The sequence below is a fragment of the Pseudoalteromonas sp. CO342X genome, from assembly GCF_004208915.1.
Taxonomy (GTDB): domain Bacteria; phylum Pseudomonadota; class Gammaproteobacteria; order Enterobacterales; family Alteromonadaceae; genus Pseudoalteromonas; species Pseudoalteromonas maricaloris.
Genome location: NZ_SGPH01000040.1, coordinates 463204 through 478628, shown reverse-complemented (window position 1 = coordinate 478628; position 15425 = coordinate 463204). Strand labels below are relative to the sequence as shown.

Here is a 15425-nt window from a genome sequence, read left to right as displayed (position 1 = left end):
CCTCTATGTGTTGTAATGCCCCTTTACAACGCCACAACGCAATGACACTTAAGCCTCAATCGCTTTACAAATTAGTGCAATTGCACCGCTTGTCATCGAGACATTTAACGCTTCTCTATCTGGGTTACACTCCATAGCGAGTGCTACCCCATGTAAATAATCAACCAGTAAGTTAATCGCATCTTGTTGTGCCTGTCCTTTTAATTTAAGCGATTGGGTCACTTCTTCAAATCGAGTTTGAAATACTTGAGCTGGACCTACTGAGTCCATTGACAGCAGCACAGTTAACAACCCTGGATAGTCATCGAGTAGCTGTAAATAACTTGCACTGAGCTTTTGTAGTTCTATTTGCCACGGTTCATCGCAGCTAGGTTCATATATTTCATCGACTAAAGAGCAGGTCAAAGCTTCGAGCAAAGCCTGTTTGTTTTTAAAGTAGTGATACATTGCCATCGCATCGACATTTAGGTTGCTCGCCAACGCTCGAATACTAGGCACTTTTCTGCTTTCCTTCATCTGCAATTTGGCTGCTTGTATGATCCGCTCCTGACTTAGTGCTTCACCTTCCGCTAACGGTCGGCCACGCTTCTTCTCCTTGACACTCATTGTTTACTCTCGCTAAGATAAAATAAATTCTACATTGCAGAATTTATTTTATCTTGAAATGGTTTAGGGTTCAATTGGAGTATAAAATGGCAAACATCGTCTATATCGGGGCAAGCCTAGACGGCTTTATCGCGGATAAAAACAACTGCTTAGACTGGCTACACGATTTACCCAACCCTGAAGGTTCAGACTTGGGGTTCGCCGATTTTATGGCCCGCGTAGATGCCATCATCATGGGACGTAATACCTTTGAGACAATCCAAGGATTTGATTGCGAATGGCCATACAATAAACCTGTTTTTGTATTAAGTAATACGCTTAAAGAAGTACCAAAAGTTTTTTCAGATAAGGTATCGCTTGTGCGAGGTGAACTGACAGATATCGCCGAACAACTGGCTCAGCAGGGCTTTAAAAACCTTTACATTGATGGCGGAAAAACCATACAAAGCTTTCTTCAACAAGATCTCATTGATGAGCTAATTATCACGACCATTCCAACTATTTTAGGTGGCGGAATACCTTTATTCGGAGAATTAAACGAACCGCTTAAATTTAGACATGTGAATGCTGTGAGATATTTAGATTGCGTGGTAAAAAATTACTACATACGCCAAAGATAACCCTAAGAAGGCGCTTAAAGTAAGCGCCTACAGTATGCAACTAAGCGCACGGCTTATCACCTGACGTAGCTTCCATATCTGCATGCTTTAACTGATATAAATCACGCCAAAGCAGAGGGATGATAATAACGGTTAACGTGATGTTTGAGATAGGTACCGCAAGCCACACCCCATCAACACCAAACCAGAAGGGCAATAAATATAAAAACGGCAATTGCACCAGCATGTTTCCAAGCGAAATAGCCAACGCTTTACCGCCTTTGCCTACCGCAACAAAGTACATCGAGGTAAGAAATATAAAGCCATCCAAGAATAACGTGGATAGATGCAGCTGCAAACCACGCTCGGCCGCGTTGAGCAAAGCCAAATCCTCACTGAAGAGCCCAAGTACATCCTTCGGAAACAGATAAAACATCGTTACCATCATCACACCAACACCCAAGCTCACTTTGAGTGCCAGCTTAAACATAGTGTGAATGCGCTGGTAAAGGCCTGCTCCATAATAATAACTGATGGGCGGCTGGACACCATTCGCTACGCCTTCTGCGATAAAATAGTAAATAACGCCAAGGTAACCAACCACAGCGAAAGCTGCCACCTCAACTTCACTGGCAAATATCAGCAACTGCTTGTTGTGTAACGCAACGATAAAGCCAAAATATAAAAACATCACCAACCCTGCAGCGCCTAGCTTTAGTATTTCCAGAGCTAGTGGCTGATTAAACGCGCCTTTGGGTTTACTTTCGTCACTAGAAGTGAGCAAAAAGTAGAGCGCCGCAAGTGCGACTATCCCTTGTGAAATCAGCGTAGCAAATGCAGCACCGGGCAGTTGCCATTGCATTTTCACAATCATAAAATAATCGAGCACTATATTGCTGAGCGCCCCTATAATTAGCAACGCTGTTGCCATTTCTGGTTTACCGTTGTTTCTTAGTAGTAACGGCAGTGCACCTGCCGCAATGGTAACCCCAGCACCCCAATTCAATACCTGTAAGTAGGCCAAACTGGAATGTAAAAGCCCGCCCGATGCACCTTGAAGCTCGAGCAAACTCGGTCCGAATAATACAAGGACAATCATTGCAACCACAGTCAAGATAGCGATGAGCCAAAAGCTGGTGCTCATCAGCTGCGGCACACCTGTATTGTCGCCAGCGCCACGATAAATCGACAGCAAACTGCCAGATCCTATCCCGACTAAAACGCCAAAACCAATAATTATCCCGATAATGGGCCAAGCAAGGTTTACAGCGGCCAACCCCTGAGCACCAAGGTAGTGACCAATAAAAATACCATCGACGATTTGGTACAATCCGTTGACCACCATTGCGACAACGGCAGGGATAGTATAACGCCAAAAAGTGCGGGTAACGTTAGCGTCTTTTGTGGGAGTTTTGCTCGCTGAATCTAACAGCATGATGAAATCCTTAAGCAAGAAAAACCGTTATTATCCTTGTAATTGAGATTGGTCAAAGTTAGTATCCATCCGAAATTCGGATAGGTTAATCATTATGCATTGGACACTCGATCAACTTGAAGCCTTTGTCACCGCCGTCAGGTTGGGGTCATTTTCAGCTGCGGCAAGATACTTGGGAAAGGCACAATCTCGGGTCAGCACCGCAATTGCCAATCTGGAAGCCGATCTAGGCTTTGCACTTTTTGACCGCTCCGCCAGGCTGCCTGTGTTAAATCAAGCTGGTCTCGATCTGTTTAAAGAAGCCGAAGCGGTGCTCATGCAATGTCAGCGACTGCAATCAAGAGCCAATTCTCTTAATAGTGGCGAAGAGGTGTCTCTCACCGTTGCCATGGATGAAGCAGTGCCCATCATCGCATTTGAATCATTGTTTGAACGATTAGCTCAGCAATTTCCGCTATTAAAATTAGCCATTATTAATGGCTCCCAAGACGATATTGCACAATGGGTAAGCGCAAAAAGGGCAGAAATAGGCATTTTATTTCACCAAAAACCATTGCCAAAATCGCTGGATTTCACTTCGATAAACAGCTTTAAACAAATCTTGATTTGCTCCCCTCACCACCCGCTTGCACAACATTCGGCCCCGAGTATTGAAGAGCTAAATCGACATCGGCAGCTCGTAATACGCGACCGCATTGGTAATACTCAGTCACAAGCCATATCCACAAGTCACTGGCACATTGACAGTTACTATTACATCATGGGTTTAGTCATTAGAGGCGTTGGTTGGGCATTAGTACCTGAACATGTTGTCAATACGCCGTGGTACATGGGAGAACTGTTCGAGCTATCAACCGAACATATCCCTAACCCTCTAGTCGTCGAAATGGGCATAGTGCAACGCAGAGATCAAAGCAAAGGCCCTATTGTGCAGTGGCTTTATAACGAAACAGCTAACTTATTCTGAGTAAACCTATACTGTCAAATTAAAGCCACACAGGCTCTGCATAGGCTGGTATTTTTTCTACACTGATGGTTAAATTGATCTGTTTTGGATAAATTTCCTTTTAGCAAACACCAGTAACAAAAGTTCACATTTACATAGTAGAGTGGAAATAATACTGAGAACCAATTTAGGAGCACGTAGTTTTATTGTTTAAGACTGCAGTTAGGATACATTATGTTTGATAAAAATACGCTTATTGAAGCCTACGAAAACGTTTTAATTACGCTCATTAAAAAGCGTATCAACGAGTTAAAGTTTTATGTAAATCAAAGTACTTATTCTCATATGTCGTTATCTGTTGAATTTTGGCATTACGATGTAAATTGGAATATCTACAGCCTGCCCGACAGCCGTTTCGAGCAGCATAAAAACGTTGCTTCAGACGAGTTTATCATCTTGTCTGATTTTGAAGATGATTGTCCAGAAGTCAGTAAACTGAGAGACATTTTCGAAAGCTGGGAAGATATAGAACTCGTTGAAGACGAGGACGAGAATATGGATATGTTGTTCAAGCTATCTCATGAAGCGCTCGCCGAGGCACTATGCGGAAACGAAGTAAAACCACTATTACTAGACATCTTTGCTGAAAATAAGGCGTTAAAAAACAAACCGCTTAACGAGCTTATCAAAGTAGAAGATCCGGACGGACGTTTTGATCTCAACTTTATAGCAGCCGCTTCTCAGTAGGGCGGTGAGACAACGTTTTAAGCGCACGCTTAGACATATTTGGAGCTTAGTCTAATGAAAGTAAAACGGATTATTTCAAATATTAACACCCCCAACCCTGAGGATGCCGCAGTATTCTATGAACGTGTCTTTGGTCTTGAGCTTGTCATGGACCATGGCTGGATTAAAACTTTTAGTTCAGGTGAAGAAATGATCGCACAAATTAGTGTGGCATCTGAAGGGGGATCAGGAACGCCTGTGCCTCAATTATCCATAGAAGTCGACGACCTTGACACCGCTTTGAATAGAGTTGTTGCGGAGCAAATACAGATTGAGTATGGACCCGTGTCGGAGCCCTGGGGTGTGCGCCGCTTTTATGTTCGGGATCCATTTGGCTACTTAGTGAATGTGCTGCAACACGAAAAGTAAGCTACTTTTATCGCAGCAGATTGATTATTCGTAGCAACAAATAATAAGGGAGCTTTCTTGCAAACACTCCCTTATTCATTGCTCCAAAGGAGCCCTGATTTAAAAAACCTGTAGTTTAAGTTGCAACCCGATGTAAGACGGTTGACTCATACTCTCACTTGCGGATGATAGAGCGGTCAAGCCCATAAATCTAACCCACTAAATGTAAAGGGGCTTTACATCACACCACCATAAACCAGTCAGTTAACTTACTTCTTTGGCTTTGGTAATAGCAGCTTGGATCGCAGCTTTGGCCTGTGGGCTGTTTTTCCAACAAGTTGTTCGCAACATAGAAGCGACCCGCTCAGCAATTTCTTCAACTTCATAAGTCGCAAGTTCGCTCAAACTGCAAATACCGATTTCTTCAAAACGCTTTATTACCGTAGGGCCAACTCCCTTGAGTGCGAGTAAGGTGTTTTTTTCACTTTCAGAGAAAACCATAATTCAGCTATCCTTTTCTTTATCAAAACGCTCAACATTAGCGCGATAATATTGAAATTCTATCACTATCTTGGCTTGAGAAGTCTGGATCAACATAAATATGCATTCTTGTGATCAAGTTATCAGAGAATTCGAACACACTACAAAAACGGCCAGATGAAATTTGATTATCAGGCCAGTGCGTACCATCACGCATCACACCGCCTTCGCGCCCTTCAACAACAACAGTTTTTCCAGACACAATGAAGTTAAAATGCGCAATATCGTGCCAAATACTGTTGAGTGAGCTGCCAATTTTATCGCCAAACTCAAGTAATGCTTGCTTACCAACAGCGTCACCAAACTTTGGAAAAAAGAAAGTCACTTCATCATGAAATAAGTCTAAATAGCTTGAATCTCCAGCATCAATCTTTTTAAAGTACTCAGTCACCAATTCAATTAAGGTATTTTTATCCATCGTTTTTTCTTCCTAGTCCTTTGCAATTAATTTGTAATCCCACTCTCTTAATTAGGGCAAACACAATAAAAACAATATAGGTAACCTGAACTCGGGATAACAACTTGTTCTCTAGCAGCTGTTATCCCTTACTACTGCATTAAATTTGCTTGCAATAGGCTAGCTATTGACGCACAAATTTGCCTTGTATTACGAAGTAACTTCTGGCTAGAGTGATATTACGCTTTTGAACTTAGGTATTTTAGTAGCTTAACTAACTTCTTATTCCGAGTTAAGGTTAGGTAATCTCAATTGAAGAATTTGCGATGCAAGGTTTAAAGTGAGCACTGTAGATTCCTCGTCCATAAAATAATTAACCTTATTTAATGCAATCAGAATACGCAAAATAAAGTCAGATGACGACAATCAACCCCAGCTTGCTTTTCTCTGCACAAAGCACGCATTGTATACCCCGAAAAGGAATGGTAACTTATTGATGAATTTACGTTTAAATTTATTGAAAGAGAGCTCAATGTTCAAGCTAAGACCGTTCCAAGCCAATGATGTTGCCAACATGGTCGTGATTTTGAACGATCCCGATGTCGTTCGGTATTTATCAACAAAAATTCCACAACCTTACACCGAGCAAGATGCCATGTGGTGGGTAAATGAAGGTAGTAAACACAGCTATGTTCGGGCGATTTGCGATGGTCAGCAGCTTATCGGCTGTATAGGTGTTAATCCTGGCGAGTTTGAATATGAGCGCTCTGGTGAAATAGGCTATTGGCTCGCAAAAAGCCATTGGCGTAAAGGAATTACTCATAAAGCCATTTTGCACATTACCTCAGAGGTATTTAACGAGACTAATATTGAACGGATCTTTGCCGCAGTATTTGACGACAATCATGCATCAATGAAGCTACTAGAGAAGTCAGGTTTTGAGCAAGAAGCGGTGTTAAAACGCGCTATATTCAAAAATGAGCGTTTCTATAACAATCACATTTTTGCCTTATTAAAGCCTTAGGTATGCAGCTGCTTAGCTCAATAGTCAGTCGGCGACCCTAGTTGCTAAGTAGATCCATATTAATTTGTTGGCTTCATTATTAACCTAGACCAAAGTCAGCGCTATCTCTAGCGACTCAATCTGCTTTTTTAAGCTTGGATTGATTTCTTCATCGGTAATAATTGTGTCAATTTCGTTAGCTGTAACAATCTGATAAGTAGCGACTTTATCTAGTTTATTACTCGGTCCCATAATCACAGTGTGATCGCTTTGACGAATAGTCGCAGAGAGGATCTCCGCTTCTTCGATATAGCTTGCACTAAAACCGTGATGAATATGGAACGAGCAAATCCCCATAAAAACAATATCAAAACGGATCCGTTTCACCATTTCGATCGCCGTCATGCCTACCACCCGCATTGCTGGTTTAAACATAGGGCCGCCCAGTAAAATCACATCCACCAGCGAATGATAGGCCAACTCTTTGGCGATCAGTGGACAACCCGTAACCACAGTCAACGGCATATTTTTAGGTAAGTGTTGTGCCAAATAACGGCACGTCTCGCCAGAATCAATCACTATCGTTTGTCCAGGCACGAGCATCGCTAAGGCAGGTTCAATATAACGAATTTTACTGGTATCGGGTTTATCTAAACGCTCGATATAGTCAGGAGTATTATCCTGCAGCGCTAAAGCGCCACCATGAACACGCCGCAGGAGCTTAAACTCAGCCAGTTTGTTTAAATCCCGACGGATTGTGTCTTCGCTCACATCAAGCGTTTGCGCCAAGGACACTGAGGTGATCCGCCCTTGTAAATTAAGCTGATCGAGAATGAATTGATGACGTTCTGCCAATAGCATTGCATGTTCCTGCATGTTTTTGCGTAATTTTACTTGAAAAAGATCGAGATACAAGCGTATTATTTGCATGAACATGCATGGTAAAGCCGGTTTAATATCAACAAACGCTTGTTTATGCATGAAACATTATCATAAGGAGTAAAAATGGCACTTAATTCACTCAACCTGAACCATTATCAGGGATTGATATTCGATATGGATGGCACACTTGTTGATTCTGAAGTTGCAGTACGACAGGCCGTCGCGCCTTGGTGTGAGAAACATCATGTCGATTTAGAAATGGTATTAACTACGGGCAGAGGTGCACGTTTCAAAGACTTTATAGAACAATTTACTCCGCATTTAGATTGCCAGCATGAAGTCGAGCTGTTGGAACAAGCAGAAGCCGACCTTGCCCATACCGTCACAGCCATTCCTGGAGCTAAATCGTTTTTGAGCGAAATAAAAGCACAGCAACGCAAGTGGGCCGTTGCAACTTCTGCAAATCGTCACAATGCAGTTGCACGACTCACCACAGCAGGTTTACCTATTCCTGAAATATTAATTACCGCAGATGATGTTGGGCAAGGTAAGCCTCACCCTGAGCCATTTTTATTGGCGGCCAAACGACTGGGAGTGGCAACCTCTAAATGTCTTGCATTTGAAGACTCAGATCAAGGGGTAAGATCTGCACTTAGCGCTGGCTGTGACGTAATCGTAGTTAACCGTTTTTGCACTATTCACCATGACCATATTGTTGCCCGTATCAATCACTATCAGTGATATCTACTTATCAGAGGAAGTAAGCGAATGAAAACATGGCTGACAGGCTTTTATCAAACGAAAGATACCTACTGGGATTTCGCCGGTGTGTTCTTCGGCGGTATCGGTTTTATCGCATTATTCGGCCAGCTACTTAGCGAACTTGAGCGCCAAGGCCCAACCAACTTGTCCTTTACGTTTTTAATCGGGTATGTGTTGGTGTTTAGTTTTTGGCTGATGTATGGGCTGAGATTTCAGCGAATGGCAATCATTGTTACTAATGTACTTTGCCTACTTTTACAGATCTTAATTTTACTAACTGCCATTTTGCGTTGAGTAGTTGGCAAAGCTAAACAGCTTTGCCAACCTATTTAGAACGGGTTGCCATTTGATTGGGAACCTATTCACGGACCCAGATATCAGCTCTAATTGGATCACAACACTCCATATTGCAATTTAACAGCCACACACTTCAATCCAACCACAACTTAGGAGATGCTCGCTCCGATGCAATGGCAAATTGCTCAACCCAATCAATTAATCCCTCAATCGCCATTGGTTTGGCATAAAAGTATCCTTGTACATACTGACAGCCCAAGCCTTTTAAGCAATCTAGTTGTCCTTGTTGTTCTACGCCCTCAGCTATCACTTTGAGCGATAAACTCTCTGCCATCGACAAAATCGCGTTGACCAAAACGGCAGCATCTTGGTTTTGATCTATATCTTGAATAAAACCTCGGTCTATCTTTAATATATTGATGGGGAAGCGTTTCAGGTAGCTAAGCGAAGAGTAGCCAGTGCCAAAATCGTCGATTGCTAAGTTGACCCCCGTTGCCCTTAAGCTTTGCAGCCAAGCGGTTACGGCTTTATCATCTTCAAGTAAGATGCTTTCTGTGATTTCAAGCGTTAAGTTCTCTGGAAGAAAGCCTGATTGCTGCATGATTTGTTTAATGATAGTGGCGTTAAAGCCGAGTCGATACTGCTGACTCGAGACATTTACCGTCAAATAACAATTCATACCGAGCGCTTTATTTAATCTGCGAATATCATTACATGCCTTAGCAAGTAACCACTCACCAAGAGGAGCAATTAGGCCGCTTTCTTCAGCGACTGGAATAAACTCAGCAGGGGAAATATACTGGCCGAAATCAGTTGGCCAGCGCATGAGCGCCTCGACACCATATAATTTACCCGACACCGTATCGACAATCGGTTGGTAGTGTACGGTTAAGCGCTGATGTTCAAGCGCAGCTCGGAGCAGCTGCTCCAGCTCAACTCGACGATTCACCTGTTGCTGCATTTCTTGCGCAAAAAAGTGATACTGATTGCGCCCCGCCTCTTTTGCTTTATACATGGCTAAATCGGCAAGTCGTAATAGCTCTTTTTGATCTTTTGCATCACTTGGTAAAATCGCGATCCCGATGCTTGCCCCGGTAAATACCTCAAAGCCGTTGATCACAAATGGTTCACTCAGTGCTTTGACAATTTTATCGGCTACTTGAGCTGCATGATCCGGATGCGCAATTTGGCTCAATAACAATACAAATTCATCTCCACCAAAGCGGCTCAAGGTATCGCTTTTACGCAGCAGGCCGTTTAAGCGCTTGGCTACGGATATAAGTAAGGCATCTCCGGCCTCGTGACCCATGGTGTCATTGACACGCTTAAACCTATCTAAATCAATAAATAACACTGCACTTTGATGATGAGTGCGGCTCATGCGTTTAATATCTTGCTCAATGCGCTCAAGTAATAACGTTCTATTCGGCAGTCCGGTCAACACATCGTAATAGGCTTGATATTCAATCTGTTCTTCTTGCGCTTTGCGCTCGGTCATATCAGACAATATGGCAACGTATTGCTGCACAAGCCCTTTGTCATCATGCACGACACTAATTGCTAGCCACTCTGGATATAAAGTACCGTCTTTACGCTTGTTCCAGATCTCACTTGCCCACTGTCCGTGCGAGTTGAGGGTGCTCCACATCTGCTCATAAAAATGTTTGTCATGCTTACCTGAACTTAAAATATTAGGTCGTTGGCCGAGCACTTCATGTTCTTCGTATCCAGTAATTTTGGTGAAAGCAGGATTGACCGCGGTGATCTCAAGTTTTGCGTTGGTGGTCATGATCCCTTCTTGCGTTGCATTAAATACCGCCGCTGCGGTTTTAAGCTGTGCACTTGCGCTTTTTTGTGCAGTGATATCTTCTTTGATCGCAATAAAGTTAATGATTTCCCCTTGCTGGTTTTTAATCGGGGAAATAGACGCATACTCCCAATAGTAATCTCCAGACTTACGGCGATTGTAAAACTCACCACGCCAGACTTTGCCTTGTTTGATGGTTTGCCACAGCGCTTTGTAGTCGGTAAATCCTTGTTTGGAGCCGAGTACTTTGGGTGTTTGTCCTTTCACATCCTCAAGTGAATACCCAGTAACTTGTTCAAACTTAGGGTTAACGTATTCAATGCGAGCACGAGGATCGGTGATCACAATAGAAGAGGGGCTTTGCTCAATGGCATGGCCCCACTTGCGAAGCTCTTCTTCCGCTTGTTTAAAAAGGGAGACATTAACACTCACAAACACTTGGCCATTATTGTGTGTGTTCGTTTGTTTTACCTGTAACCAAGCGCCAGATTCGGTTTGATGCAAATTGGCGTCGGAGTTAAAAATTTCTCCAAACTGCTGCTGCCACTCTTCTAGTTTGCGTGGCATTTTTTCGCTATCGGCAATTGCGAAATGATTACGCCAAGCACTGTTACAGAGCAGCAAATTGCCGCTGCGACTAAAAAGAGCAAAGCCTTCGGTTAAACGCGCAACGGCATCGGACAAAGTTTGGCTGGTGCTCAGAATTTTATTTTTGGCCACATAAAGTCGATTTGCAAACACAATCAAGAGCAAAAATAGCACAATGGTCAGCAGTAAAAGCAATTCACTTTGATGCTTGGTTTTTTCTATGGTTTCACTGTGGTGCTGGCTATATGCCGCGTAAAGGGCTGAAAAAGCTTGGTCACTCGGCAAAGACAAAAAGCGTTGTTTTGCCTTTTTTAATTCTGCACTGTTAGCAAGCGCAACGTTAAAATGCTGATAGATAAGCTGCTCTAAGCTACTTTCAGAGTTGATGGTCATTAAAGGCTCTGCGACAAATTCATAGAGCTGACCCAACATTAAATTAGCAAGCATTCTATTGGCGTGGGTTGCCAGTTCGGGCTCACTCTGCTCCAGCTCGATTAGCAACTCGGGGAGATAAAGCAGGCTGTTTTTAATATTTGCTGCCGCTGTTTTAATGGATTCGACTTGCAATACTTTATTGCTGAGTAGCTGACGATAGGCATCAAATTGCTGTCGAATGTCGGGCGTGGCTTCTGCAAATAATGCATCTCGCTGTGGTGTATTCAAAGCGTCGATTGCATGTGCTAATTGCGCTAACTCATCATATTGATTGAGCTGTGCACTAAGCATTTGTAACACCGCGGCATCCAGTTTGGCATCAATACTTTTGGCTTCAAAGAGCAGGGTAACTCGTGCTTGGTGTGTTTGACTGCTGAGCTCTTGCTGCGAGTAAAAATACGCAAACAGCGCAATTGGCGCGCACAGCAGTAACGCTTGCACACCAATGAAAGCCTTATTCTTCATTCGTGGTTTTCCAAATCCATTTCGTGGTGATGTCCTGCTAGACTGTCAATAAAGGCAACTAGCTTGTTTATATCGGAGTCTGATATATTGCGACCAAGTTGGTATTTGGCCATGGTCGCAACGGCGGATTCTAGGCTGCTATGACTAGCATCGTGAAAAAAGTATGCTTGTTTGCTAGCAAGTCGCAAGCTCGGTACTTTGAACACAAAGCGATCTTGCTCGTTGCCGGTAACGTTAAAACGGCCATAATCCGCTTTTTGGATTGGTGTATTTCTATCGCCAAAATAATCACCAAAGGTGCCCATTTTGGCAAACATATTACCACCGACATTGCGCCCTTGATGACAGCTAATGCAACCATACCGTTTAAATAACTCATAACCGGCAATAGCCGACCTAGGCAGTTTTACGCTTTTATCTTTAAGCCATAAATCGAACGGCGCATTAAGCGTAATTAACGACCCTTCAAAAGTCGCTATTGCGTCTTTTATCGTGTGCTGCGTTACTCCCTGCGAGTACACTCTAGTAAATTGCGCGACCAGCGTTTTATCTTGATTTAACTTGGCAACGACTTCTGGCCACGTCATATCATGCTCTTTTGGGTTTAAGATGGGTGAGTCGATTTGATCATAAAGCGCTTGCGCACGGCCATCCCACGCTTGACGAATATTTAAAGCCGCATTGTAAACAGTTGGAGTTTTTAGCTCACCGAGTGCGCCATTAACACCACTGGAAAGGGGCTTTACATCCGCGCCATGACTGGGTAATTGGTGACATGACGCACAGCTAACTTGGTTTCCTCGGGAAAGCCGCTTATCAAAAAAAAGTGATCTGCCCAAGCTGACTTTATCGGCATCAAGCCCTATTTCAGGCTCGAGTGGCAGAATTGGCTCATTTGCAGCTCCCAATAATGGAAACGCAAAAAGTAATAAACTCCAAATTCGCATACACTCCGCCCAAGTTGCCATCTTGGTGTAAAAGATAGCAACATTCGGCATTGCAAATTTTGATTTAAAATAAGCTTAGCAATAGAAGTTATGTGTTTTTATTCACTCACCCCGCACGGCTAGGCTTGTCACTTCACTCAGCCAGTTATCAATTACCTCAGGCGTTGCTAAGTGCGCAGGGCCAAATAGCGTATGTTGAGTTGGCTCTATACCACAAAATCCCAATGTCCCATGTTCTAGCTGAGCCATAAGCCCAGCAGCAACTTCTTGCAAATAAGTTTGCGGCGTGTCTGAGGTGAGAATGACTCTTGCGGTTTTATGCGGTAGAAGCTTTTCAATTTCAGTGCCGGCCTCACTGTATTTAAAAGCAAAGCCTGGAAGTAATGCTCTATCTATTAGCCCTTTGAGCTTGGCTGGTAACGCCAACCACCAAATTGGGCTTACTATCACAATGTGCTGCGCCCACAGTAAGTTCTCTTGGAATTGCTTGAGGCATGGCTCTAATGGTTGGCTCGCTTCATAACCATACATCAAATTGATTTCAAAGTGCATTTCACTAAGATCCATTCTGCGTACTTGATGTTGGGTGCTTGCAGCTTGCTCATAGCTTGTGGTGATAGCGTGGCACAAGCTTTTGGTTTTGGGGTTACCGTTTAGTAGCAGTATTTTTTTCATCGTCGTTTCCTTATTACATGACTGAGAAACGAGTGTACTGCCTCCCCTTAACGGGAGAGTCAAGTTACTCTACCTGAGACTAGGATAACCTGAGCTGCGGATAATTAATGCCTTTCTAGCAGCCAGTTTTAGCGCTAACTGCGTTGAATTCACTTCCAATAGCCAGCTATTGGTGCGTAAATTCGCCTTGTTTTCCCTAAATCTTGCTGGCTAGACAAGGAAAAAACTAAGTTGTGCTTTAGCAACAATGAGTTGGAACATTTCTTATCCAAACCTCAGGTTAGGATAGTTTTATCTGTGGACATTCATCAAGCGATGCGATGCAATGTTCAATACGCCGTATTTTTTGCTGAAGCTGCGCAACTTGCTCTATGAAAGATACTTTGAGTTCGACTAAAAATGTGTTGATTTCTACCCAGTTGACTTGCCGCCCTTTAATTTCAATCACCTGCTGTAATTGCTTAATCGACACGCCGAGCGATTTTGCTTCTTTTATTAATAACAGCAGATCGACATCTACTTGAGAATAGACGCGATACTTACCAACACGCTCCGGGGTAGGAATAAGCCCTTTCTCTTCATAAAAGCGAATGGCCTTGACTGACAGCCCAGTTTGCTTTGACAGCTTGCCAATATACATTTTTGATTCTCCCTGCTATAAGCAAAATAACGGTTTACAGCCTCCGTAAAAGTTGCAACCATCTAATACCAATTGCACGCTAACAAAAAGTATCGTCAAGGAATAGCAAAAAGATGTATCAGTTATTTTACTACCCTCGTAATGCCAGTTGGGCACCGCATCTCGTACTTGAGCACCTACAACTAGAAAAAGAACTGCTCTTGGTCGATAGAAAAACACAACAACAAAAGTCTGCGACCTATTTAGAACTCAATCCAACAGGACGGATCCCGACATTGGTCGACGGTGACCAAATCATCTTCGAGAGTGCAGCAATTTGTTTGCATTTATGCGAAAAGCACCCTGAAGGACAGCTTATCCCAGCGCCAGCAACCCCACAGAGAGCCACGTTTAATCAGTGGCTTTTTTATTTAACCACGACGGTTCAGCCAGAACTCATGCTGTATTTCTATCCTGAAAAATATCAGCTGTCACCAGAGAGCAGCAAGACCATGTCTCAAGCCGCTGAGCAACGAGTCGGCGACATGTTTGCACTTATCGACAAACAGTTAGCAACACACACCTACTTAGTTGGTGAGCAGCTCACGCTTTGTGACTATTATTTGTTTATGCTAGCCCATTGGGCAAGTGGGTTTAATACTGCGCCAAAAAGCTATGCACATTTGGGCCGATTTATGCGAATGATGGCACAGCAAAAAGTGGTAAAAAGAGTGTGCGAAATTGAACAAACCGATCTAAGTTTTTATTAGCATCCATTACACCAAGGAGGAAAAAATGGAAACCTTAGTGAAAAACTATATCTCTGCCTACAATCATTTTGATATTCCGGGAATGCTAGCTCAGCTCACGGATGATGTCGTGTTTGAGAATCTCGCCAATGGTGAAATTACAACGCGTACAACCAGTAAAATGGAATTTGCAGAATTAGCAAATCAGTCCGCTAAGTTATTTTCCGAACGCAATCAATCTTTAACCGCTGCCACGCAAGACAATGATCTGTTTATTGTTCATGTGACCTACAAAGCTAAATTAGCCCAAGACTTAGCCAATGGCATGAAAGCAGGACAAAGCATCTCCTTGCAAGGCCGCTCAGAGTTTGCATTTCGCGATGGCAAAATTTGTTTGATAAGAGATATAAGCTAACTCCTTACTCCAAACTCAGGTTATTTATTTGGCAAAATCAGCGCGCTTTTCTATGCTGGTTTTGTCACTTTCATCATTAATTCATTTCGACCTAAGCACTATCTTGCGATCAGCCTAAGACGAA

At 43.1% G+C, this 15425-nt stretch carries 18 protein-coding genes; 9 read left to right on the top strand and 9 right to left on the bottom strand.

Going from position 1 to position 15425, the window contains the following annotated elements; translation table 11 throughout:
• Positions 1-48: 48 nt before the first annotated feature.
• Positions 49-606, bottom strand: coding sequence for a TetR/AcrR family transcriptional regulator (locus EXT47_RS20960; protein WP_130127483.1), 558 nt, complete (start codon positions 604-606; stop codon positions 49-51).
• An 86-nt stretch (positions 607-692) separates the two neighbouring features.
• Here EXT47_RS20960 and EXT47_RS20955 point away from each other — a divergent pair, with 86 nt between their 5' ends.
• A complete protein-coding gene (locus EXT47_RS20955; RefSeq protein WP_130127482.1) occupies positions 693-1226 on the top strand; it encodes a dihydrofolate reductase family protein in 534 nt (177 codons plus the stop codon).
• 40 nt (positions 1227-1266) lie between these two features.
• On the opposite strand, the gene EXT47_RS20950 is transcribed toward EXT47_RS20955, so the two are convergent.
• Entirely contained in the window at positions 1267-2640 is a 1374-nt protein-coding gene (locus EXT47_RS20950) for an MATE family efflux transporter (protein ID WP_130127481.1), read from the bottom strand.
• Positions 2641-2734: 94 nt separating this feature from the next.
• Here EXT47_RS20950 and EXT47_RS20945 point away from each other — a divergent pair, with 94 nt between their 5' ends.
• The 3 genes from EXT47_RS20945 (at position 2735) to EXT47_RS20935 (ending at position 4741) form a co-directional block, all read left to right on the top strand.
• The gene (locus EXT47_RS20945; protein ID WP_130127480.1) at positions 2735-3607 is read left to right on the top strand and encodes a LysR family transcriptional regulator; all 873 of its coding nucleotides are present in this window, start codon (positions 2735-2737) and stop codon (positions 3605-3607) included.
• A 213-nt stretch (positions 3608-3820) separates the two neighbouring features.
• Entirely contained in the window at positions 3821-4333 is a 513-nt protein-coding gene (locus tag EXT47_RS20940; RefSeq protein ID WP_130127479.1) for a hypothetical protein, read from the top strand.
• Between the two features lie 54 nt (positions 4334-4387).
• Positions 4388-4741 (top strand): VOC family protein, encoded by a 354-nt coding sequence (locus tag EXT47_RS20935; protein ID WP_045988624.1) that lies wholly within the window; start codon positions 4388-4390, stop codon positions 4739-4741.
• Positions 4742-4984: 243 nt separating this feature from the next.
• On the opposite strand, the gene EXT47_RS20930 is transcribed toward EXT47_RS20935, so the two are convergent.
• Positions 4985-5221 carry a helix-hairpin-helix domain-containing protein gene (locus EXT47_RS20930; protein WP_039495403.1) on the bottom strand — a complete coding sequence of 79 codons (237 nt, stop codon included), beginning with the start codon at positions 5219-5221 and terminating at the stop codon, positions 4985-4987.
• Between the two features lie 37 nt (positions 5222-5258).
• The gene (locus EXT47_RS20925; RefSeq protein WP_045988622.1) at positions 5259-5678 is read right to left on the bottom strand and encodes a nuclear transport factor 2 family protein; all 420 of its coding nucleotides are present in this window, start codon (positions 5676-5678) and stop codon (positions 5259-5261) included.
• A 511-nt stretch (positions 5679-6189) separates the two neighbouring features.
• Here EXT47_RS20925 and EXT47_RS20920 point away from each other — a divergent pair.
• On the top strand, positions 6190-6681 hold the full coding sequence (locus EXT47_RS20920; RefSeq protein ID WP_039495500.1) for a GNAT family N-acetyltransferase: 492 nt from the start codon (positions 6190-6192) through the stop codon (positions 6679-6681).
• 84 nt (positions 6682-6765) lie between these two features.
• Here the strand turns inward: EXT47_RS20920 and EXT47_RS20915 are convergent, their stop codons facing one another.
• A complete protein-coding gene (locus EXT47_RS20915) occupies positions 6766-7521 on the bottom strand; it encodes a DeoR/GlpR family DNA-binding transcription regulator (protein ID WP_039495499.1) in 756 nt (251 codons plus the stop codon).
• 144 nt (positions 7522-7665) lie between these two features.
• Here EXT47_RS20915 and EXT47_RS20910 point away from each other — a divergent pair, with 144 nt between their 5' ends.
• Together EXT47_RS20910 and EXT47_RS20905 are read left to right on the top strand one after the other, a co-directional pair.
• On the top strand, positions 7666-8283 hold the full coding sequence (locus tag EXT47_RS20910; RefSeq protein ID WP_223193534.1) for an HAD-IA family hydrolase: 618 nt from the start codon (positions 7666-7668) through the stop codon (positions 8281-8283).
• Between the two features lie 27 nt (positions 8284-8310).
• Entirely contained in the window at positions 8311-8598 is a 288-nt protein-coding gene (locus EXT47_RS20905; protein WP_019647463.1) for a hypothetical protein, read from the top strand.
• A 136-nt stretch (positions 8599-8734) separates the two neighbouring features.
• On the opposite strand, the gene EXT47_RS20900 is transcribed toward EXT47_RS20905, so the two are convergent.
• The 4 genes from EXT47_RS20900 to EXT47_RS20885 form a co-directional block, all read right to left on the bottom strand.
• The gene (locus EXT47_RS20900; protein ID WP_130127478.1) at positions 8735-11896 is read right to left on the bottom strand and encodes an EAL domain-containing protein; all 3162 of its coding nucleotides are present in this window, start codon (positions 11894-11896) and stop codon (positions 8735-8737) included.
• Positions 11893-12843: a cytochrome-c peroxidase gene (locus tag EXT47_RS20895; RefSeq protein ID WP_130127477.1), complete on the bottom strand. Its 951-nt coding sequence runs from the start codon at positions 12841-12843 to the stop codon at positions 11893-11895. Before EXT47_RS20895 ends, EXT47_RS20900 begins: the two co-directional genes overlap by 4 nt.
• A 102-nt stretch (positions 12844-12945) precedes the next feature.
• Complete coding sequence (locus EXT47_RS20890) at positions 12946-13518, bottom strand: NAD(P)H-dependent oxidoreductase (RefSeq protein WP_130127476.1); 573 nt, start codon at positions 13516-13518, stop codon at positions 12946-12948.
• A gap of 280 nt (positions 13519-13798) precedes the next feature.
• Entirely contained in the window at positions 13799-14158 is a 360-nt protein-coding gene (locus EXT47_RS20885; RefSeq protein WP_130127475.1) for a MerR family transcriptional regulator, read from the bottom strand.
• 113 nt (positions 14159-14271) lie between these two features.
• On the opposite strand from EXT47_RS20885, the gene EXT47_RS20880 reads away from it, so the two are divergent.
• Positions 14272-14907: a glutathione S-transferase family protein gene (locus tag EXT47_RS20880; RefSeq protein ID WP_130127474.1), complete on the top strand. Its 636-nt coding sequence runs from the start codon at positions 14272-14274 to the stop codon at positions 14905-14907.
• 25 nt (positions 14908-14932) lie between these two features.
• Complete coding sequence (locus tag EXT47_RS20875; protein WP_010605566.1) at positions 14933-15301, top strand: nuclear transport factor 2 family protein; 369 nt, start codon at positions 14933-14935, stop codon at positions 15299-15301.
• Positions 15302-15425: the final 124 nt, after the last annotated feature.

What these genes read in the sequence shown, in the direction of transcription:
- EXT47_RS20950 (WP_130127481.1), bottom strand. Translation starts at nt 2,640, where the DNA reads ATGCTGTTAGATTCAGCGAGCAAAACTCCCACAAAAGACGCTAACGTT.
- EXT47_RS20890 (WP_130127476.1), bottom strand. Translation starts at nt 13,518, where the DNA reads ATGAAAAAAATACTGCTACTAAACGGTAACCCCAAAACCAAAAGCTTG.
- EXT47_RS20880 (WP_130127474.1), top strand. Translation starts at nt 14,272, where the DNA reads ATGTATCAGTTATTTTACTACCCTCGTAATGCCAGTTGGGCACCGCAT.
- EXT47_RS20930 (WP_039495403.1), bottom strand. Translation starts at nt 5,221, where the DNA reads ATGGTTTTCTCTGAAAGTGAAAAAAACACCTTACTCGCACTCAAGGGA.
- EXT47_RS20955 (WP_130127482.1), top strand. Translation starts at nt 693, where the DNA reads ATGGCAAACATCGTCTATATCGGGGCAAGCCTAGACGGCTTTATCGCG.
- EXT47_RS20885 (WP_130127475.1), bottom strand. Translation starts at nt 14,158, where the DNA reads ATGTATATTGGCAAGCTGTCAAAGCAAACTGGGCTGTCAGTCAAGGCC.
- EXT47_RS20915 (WP_039495499.1), bottom strand. Translation starts at nt 7,521, where the DNA reads ATGCTATTGGCAGAACGTCATCAATTCATTCTCGATCAGCTTAATTTA.
- EXT47_RS20925 (WP_045988622.1), bottom strand. Translation starts at nt 5,678, where the DNA reads ATGGATAAAAATACCTTAATTGAATTGGTGACTGAGTACTTTAAAAAG.
- EXT47_RS20875 (WP_010605566.1), top strand. Translation starts at nt 14,933, where the DNA reads ATGGAAACCTTAGTGAAAAACTATATCTCTGCCTACAATCATTTTGAT.
- EXT47_RS20960 (WP_130127483.1), bottom strand. Translation starts at nt 606, where the DNA reads ATGAGTGTCAAGGAGAAGAAGCGTGGCCGACCGTTAGCGGAAGGTGAA.
- EXT47_RS20905 (WP_019647463.1), top strand. Translation starts at nt 8,311, where the DNA reads ATGAAAACATGGCTGACAGGCTTTTATCAAACGAAAGATACCTACTGG.
- EXT47_RS20920 (WP_039495500.1), top strand. Translation starts at nt 6,190, where the DNA reads ATGTTCAAGCTAAGACCGTTCCAAGCCAATGATGTTGCCAACATGGTC.
- EXT47_RS20935 (WP_045988624.1), top strand. Translation starts at nt 4,388, where the DNA reads ATGAAAGTAAAACGGATTATTTCAAATATTAACACCCCCAACCCTGAG.
- EXT47_RS20940 (WP_130127479.1), top strand. Translation starts at nt 3,821, where the DNA reads ATGTTTGATAAAAATACGCTTATTGAAGCCTACGAAAACGTTTTAATT.
- EXT47_RS20895 (WP_130127477.1), bottom strand. Translation starts at nt 12,843, where the DNA reads ATGCGAATTTGGAGTTTATTACTTTTTGCGTTTCCATTATTGGGAGCT.
- EXT47_RS20945 (WP_130127480.1), top strand. Translation starts at nt 2,735, where the DNA reads ATGCATTGGACACTCGATCAACTTGAAGCCTTTGTCACCGCCGTCAGG.
- EXT47_RS20900 (WP_130127478.1), bottom strand. Translation starts at nt 11,896, where the DNA reads ATGAAGAATAAGGCTTTCATTGGTGTGCAAGCGTTACTGCTGTGCGCG.
- EXT47_RS20910 (WP_223193534.1), top strand. Translation starts at nt 7,666, where the DNA reads ATGGCACTTAATTCACTCAACCTGAACCATTATCAGGGATTGATATTC.